Origin of the sequence: Methyloglobulus morosus KoM1, from assembly GCF_000496735.2 — a bacterium.
Lineage (GTDB): Bacteria > Pseudomonadota > Gammaproteobacteria > Methylococcales > Methylomonadaceae > Methyloglobulus > Methyloglobulus morosus.
In genome coordinates, this window is record NZ_AYLO01000164.1 from 1 (window position 1) to 5,716 (window position 5,716).

Consider the following 5,716-nt stretch of genomic DNA (forward strand, 5'->3'; position numbering starts at 1 on the left):
GAACCGTTCGTGCTGAGCCCTTCGACTAAGCTCAGGAGAGCCTTGTCGAAGCACACACCGCCTTTCGACAGGCTCAAGGCGAACGGAAACTTAATGCTTCACAAGACCGAATCAATAATACTAAGACAGACAAAAAGCATTGAGCTTTTAACCCAACCGCTTCATTTTTGCCACCCTTTTACGCAAAATTCGACAGGTCGTTTGGCATAAATCCTCTGGTTTGGGCATTGTATGCCGTCCGGCACACGATGCTGAAAAGCCAAATCTAAGAAATTATGTCGACATTTTTTTTATCTGCCGCATTGTTTTTAAAAAATTTATCGTAATTTGCGACAAAACTTCAAAAAAATGCTATTTTTAACTTTCGATAGAATTTAGGTTAATGCTTGCCGGGTGGGCCTATGTATCCCAATATTCGCCACCCTGACTTTAATAGCTAGATAGGTAGACAGTTGATAAAAAATGAACACGGGGTAGGTTAGCGGATAAATTCGTTTCAGTGTCATAAAGCAGAAGCATTGGGATAGCTGAAAATGCCTCCGTTAAAGCAAATTTGCCCATACCCTGAAAGTACGACAGAACATCACATTCAATCTCAACCCATAATTACCCATAGCCATGAAAAATCCTACCCAAAGTCATTCACATCACATCAAACCGATAGCGCTGGTGAGCGCCATCACCGCCTTGCTGGGCATCCCTATTGCAGCCCTGGGCGAGAACATGACGCTACAAGCCGACAGCTATGTGACGAGGCATAATGCGCTTGCTGTTACGCACGGTTCTGACCCTATCCTAAAAGTGAACGGTAGCAATACAGGTTTCCTCAGGTTTAGCTTAAACAGCTCATTGCCGACTGGCGTGGTCGCCACGGATGTTGAAAAGGCGACATTGAAGGTTTTTATGCCCAACATCAAAAGGGCAGGGAATTTGACAGTCAGGCGGGTCACCCAAGATTGGTCGGAAGGGACAGTTCCACAGGGGGGGAGCTTGCCGACTATGGATCTTGGCCCAGCACTCTCTTTTGTTATCGTTAAAGGGTTTACGAAGAATTGGGTACAAATTGACGTGACCGACATTTTCAAAAGCTGGCTGCCCTTGCCTTCCACAACGAACTTTGGGATTGCCTTGATTAGCGACGGTGCGTTGGATGCCCATATCGACAGCAAGGAAAGCACCGCCACCAGCCATGCCGCCCTATTGGACGTGGTATTGCTTGGCAGGGGCGCTGCGGGTGCGACGGGCGCAACCGGTGCTGCCGGCTCTGTGGGCCCCATCGGCCTACCTGGAACGCCTGGGTCAGCGGGTGCAACCGGCGCGACGGGTGTTACAGGGGCTACCGGAGTGACTGGTGGGACAGGCCCCACGGGTGCTACGGGCGCTACAGGACTGGCATTCCAGGGAGCTTGGTCTGGCGCCACAACTTACCAAACCAATGATTCGACCACCTTGTCAGGCAGCACTTATATCTCGTTGCAGAACAGCAACCTCAACAACCAGCCCGACCTCAGTCCGGCATTCTGGAGCCTGTTGGCCCAAGGTGGGGCAACGGGTGCTACCGGGCCAACAGGATCGACTGGCGCAACGGGGGCGCAGGGAACACAAGGGATACAGGGAATACAGGGCGTCACAGGTCCTACGGGCGCTACAGGTTCTACGGGGGCGACAGGTCCTACGGGCGCAACGGGGGCGACGGGTGCTACAGGCACGACGGGAGCTACAGGCGCGACGGGTGCCAACGGGTCATGGGTATTTGGGTCTGCGACTATCACTCCAATTATTTCGCCTTGGTACATGAGTATCAATGGAGACTCAACGCAAACTGGTAATAATCCGGAATGGAACGGACTAGCCATGTCTGTCGCTTGCACCTTTGATACGTTGCAGGTTACTGCGCGTTATCTTTCGGGGGCAGGTACCGACAATATCACCGTAACACTGGCCAAGAACTCAGTTGATACAGGGCTATCGTGTTCACTTTCCGCCACATCCGCTGGCACATCCTTCACTTGCAGCGATAACACCCCGGTTTCGGTTGCGGTAGGAGATATTGTCAGTTTGCACTTTATTCAAGACAATAGTACACCACTTATTCGAGTGGGAACGGGGACAAAATGCCAATAATTATTAACAAATACAAAGAGATTAGACAGCACAGTTAATAAATTCAAACATACCTATTAAATCAACTCGCCTTAACTAATTTGTTCGCTATTAATTCTTTAAACAAACCGGGCGGATACACCGCCTTCGCCCGGTTTGCGTTGAACGGCGGTATCCCAAAAACAACTTAAGAGGATAGCTATATGGAAGGTTATATTGGTCAAATTATCATGTTCGCCGGCAATTTTGCACCTACCAATTGGGCATTCTGCAATGGACAGTTGCTGTCTATAGCGCAAAATACGGCACTGTTCTCGATTATCGGCACGACTTACGGCGGCAACGGGACCACCAACTTCGCGCTGCCCGACCTGCAAGGGCGGGTTGCACTCCACGCGGGTAACGGGGCCGGTTTGACTCCGTATGTATTGGGCGAGCAAGGCGGGGCGGAAGCCGTTACGCTAACGCTGCCCCAAATTCCTGCCCATAATCATTCCTTAATGGCCAACTCCGGCAATGGCGACCAACTATCGCCCAGCGGCAATGTTTCTGCTACGGTCAATGATGGTGCACGTACCCAGTACCCTGGGTACAGCACGACCCCTAATGCGGCAATGTCAGCGGCAGCAATATCCCCCACTGGCGGCAACCAACCCCATACCAATATCCAACCATTCCTGGCTGTTAACTTCATTATTTGCCTACAAGGCATTTTCCCATCAAGAAGCTAATGGTTTGCGGCTGAAATTTGACCCCTCGCTAAAGTTGTCGGTCATATTGGGCCGAATGTAGGCCGCAAACATCGACCTGGGTTTATGATGGGTTCGGCCTTATGAAGACAGGCTTCCTTCGACAGGCTCAGGACGAACGGTAAGGTGTTGATTCCGTTCGTGGTGAGCTCGTCGAACCATGAATGGAATCAACTTATCCAGGGATTCCTTCAATTAATAATCGTGTTCGGCTTTTTAAAGGCAGCCATCCCTCAACGACGTTTTTTTAAGCAGTGCGGACTATGAATAAACACGGCCAGGCGGTGTGCCTGAATATGATCGTCAAGGATGAAGCGCACATTATCCACCGATGCCTGGCTTCCGTAAGGCCGTTGATCGATAGCTGGTTGATTGTCGATACCGGCTCAACCGACGGCACCCAAGCGGTTATTCGTGAAATCCTCCATGATGTGCCGGGTGAAATCGTTGAATGCCCCTGGGTCAATTTTGCCCATAACCGCACGGAAGCCCTGGAACTTGCGCGTGGCAAAGGCGATTACCTGCTTATCATGGATGCCGATGATACCCTGGAGATCGTCCAGGGCTTTGAATTGCCTGTGTTGACGGCGGATGCCTATTGCCTTGAGATCCACTATGCGGGTCATGCTTATCGTCGTCGGCAACTGATCCGAAACGCCCTGCCCTGGCGGTATGTCGGCGTTCTCCATGAGTATTTGTCCTGCCCTGAAAATGTAACTGAAGCCTTTTTACCGGGCCTGCGTATCTTGCCCCATCACGACGGCGCCAGGGCGCGCGACCCAAATACGTATCGCAAAGATGCCGCCTTACTCGAGCAAGGGTTAATCGACGAGCCTGATAATTCCCGCTATGTGTTCTACCTTGCACAAAGCTACCGTGATGCGGGAGAGAACAGCTTGGCCCTCAAGAACTATCAACGTCGCCTTGAAATGGGCGGCTGGGAAGAAGAAATCTGGTTCTCGCTGCATCAGGTTGCCGTGTTGCAAGGGCGACTGGGCCTTGCATGGGAGATCGTATTGCACAGCTTCCTGGCCGCTTGTGAATACAAACCGGACCGTGCAGAGCCGCTCTTTCATATTGCCATGCATTACCAGCAAAACGGCCAATATTCGACAGCTTATTCGTATTTCTCCAAGGCGCTCACCCTCACAATGCCCACTAGCGACCGCTTGTTTGTTGAAATCGACATATACCGCCATCTAACCCCGCTTAATTGTGCCGTTTGTTGTTATTACCTAGGCAAACATAACGAGGCAATAACCCTAAACAAGCACTTGTTAGATCACGGTTTATTGCCGGAAAACCTAGTTGGGCTGGTCACCCAAAACCTGAAATTCAGCTTGGATGCCGTCGGCGGGGAAACGATCCTTACCGAGAGTGCCGTAAGGCTACGAAATGACGCGGAAAAACGTATTAACTTGGGCTGCGGACGAAATAATTTGCCCGGATGGATCAACCTGGATTCGATGGCATTGCCCGGCGTTGATGTCGTCGCCGACCTTGAAGCCTGTGCAACGCAGCCTTTGCCTTTTGAGGACAATTCCATCGGTGAGTTTTTACTGTCGCATGTGCTGGAACATATACACAACACATTGCCTTTAATGCAGGAACTGTGGCGGATTGCCAAACCCAATGCCCTGATGACCATCCGGATACCGCATGGCGGCAGTGATGATGCCTGGGAAGATCCGACCCATGTCCGCGCTTATTATGCCAATAGCTTCGGTTATTTTTCCCAGCCTTTTTATTGGCGGGCCGATTACGGTTACCGGGGGGATTGGCGGGTCGATAAGTTAACTTACGTGGTCAACCGGGAAGGAAACGCCCATTTGTCTGCGCCGGAAATCATTGCCAAAGCCCAAGCACAACGCAATGTCGTCCAAGAAATGATTGTGGAATTGTCCCCCGTCAAACCGATTAGAGAGCCGAAGCGCGAGTTGCAAGACGGCTTTCAAATAGCCATTCAATTTTCCAGCTAAAATCGCAAAGGCTCTCAACCCACTGCACGAGTTGGGTTTAAGCCTTTGCACCATCAAACTTGATGAGCGCCATCTGAAATGGTTTACACCAAAGACGGTATAGCCACCCTTGGTTGGCTTTAAAAACTGCAGTCCGGTGACGGCGTAATCCCTTCACTATCTGTAGTAGTAAGCGTGGCTACACCTTTCTGGTAAGTGACGACCCAGATGCTATCGAAATCATCACCACTGGGCCAGGGCGGCGCATTTTTTGCCCCTAAACTTGTGGCAAGCGCCTGGATATTACTGTGCTCCCATACCATTAGCACCATACCGGTTTTTTTCATGACATCAGCAGCGGCTTTGGACGTATCCTTTTCACCGTATGAGCTATTGACCGTCAAATTATATTTAATGGCAAATGGGGTAATCGTCTGGAACATCCTGGCGTGACTTGTCGAACTACCCAAACTCAGTGTAGGCACATAAGAAAAGTTAGGGATACCGTATTTCTGCTTGATGACCTCCGGGATTTGTAGGGCCCGGTTTTCCCCCTGACATGACAGGTTGTCCCCCGTTTCCGGTTTCTCCCCGTGCCGGATAATAACCACTTTTAAGCCGTCGCTGGGTACGGTTTTGGCTAAACAGGGCAATGATGCAATAACAGCAATCCCGACCAATACAAAAAGTTGCTTTATCATACGGTTTCCCCTCTTTAAAGCTTTTAATGTTAGGTTAAGTTTCTAATTGTACAAGTTTGTGCGATTATAGATTCGGCCTTGTGAAGTATTAAGTTTTCGTTCGCCTGTCGAAAGGCGGTATGTGCTTCGACAAGGCTCTCCTGAGCTTAGTCGAAGGGCTCAGCACGAACGGTTCAGGCATTAAAAGGCCGAATCTATAATACGG

General features: G+C 50.4%; 4 protein-coding genes. 3 read left to right on the forward strand and 1 reads right to left on the reverse strand.

Annotated elements, in window-relative coordinates; translation table 11 throughout:
• Positions 1-618: 618 nt before the first annotated feature.
• The 3 genes from MGMO_RS19790 to MGMO_RS18220 all read left to right on the forward strand — a co-directional run bounded on the left by MGMO_RS19790 (position 619) and on the right by MGMO_RS18220 (position 4,831).
• On the forward strand, positions 619-2,124 hold the full coding sequence (locus MGMO_RS19790) for a DNRLRE domain-containing protein (protein WP_023496563.1): 1,506 nt from the start codon (positions 619-621) through the stop codon (positions 2,122-2,124).
• Between the two features lie 182 nt (positions 2,125-2,306).
• A complete protein-coding gene (locus MGMO_RS18215) occupies positions 2,307-2,834 on the forward strand; it encodes a phage tail protein (protein ID WP_023496564.1) in 528 nt (175 codons plus the stop codon).
• A gap of 281 nt (positions 2,835-3,115) precedes the next feature.
• Complete coding sequence (locus tag MGMO_RS18220) at positions 3,116-4,831, forward strand: glycosyltransferase (RefSeq protein ID WP_023496565.1); 1,716 nt, start codon at positions 3,116-3,118, stop codon at positions 4,829-4,831.
• Positions 4,832-4,950: 119 nt separating this feature from the next.
• Here the strand turns inward: MGMO_RS18220 and MGMO_RS18225 are convergent, their stop codons facing one another.
• Positions 4,951-5,511 (reverse strand): hypothetical protein, encoded by a 561-nt coding sequence (locus MGMO_RS18225; RefSeq protein WP_023496566.1) that lies wholly within the window; start codon positions 5,509-5,511, stop codon positions 4,951-4,953.
• Positions 5,512-5,716 lie beyond the last annotated feature (205 nt).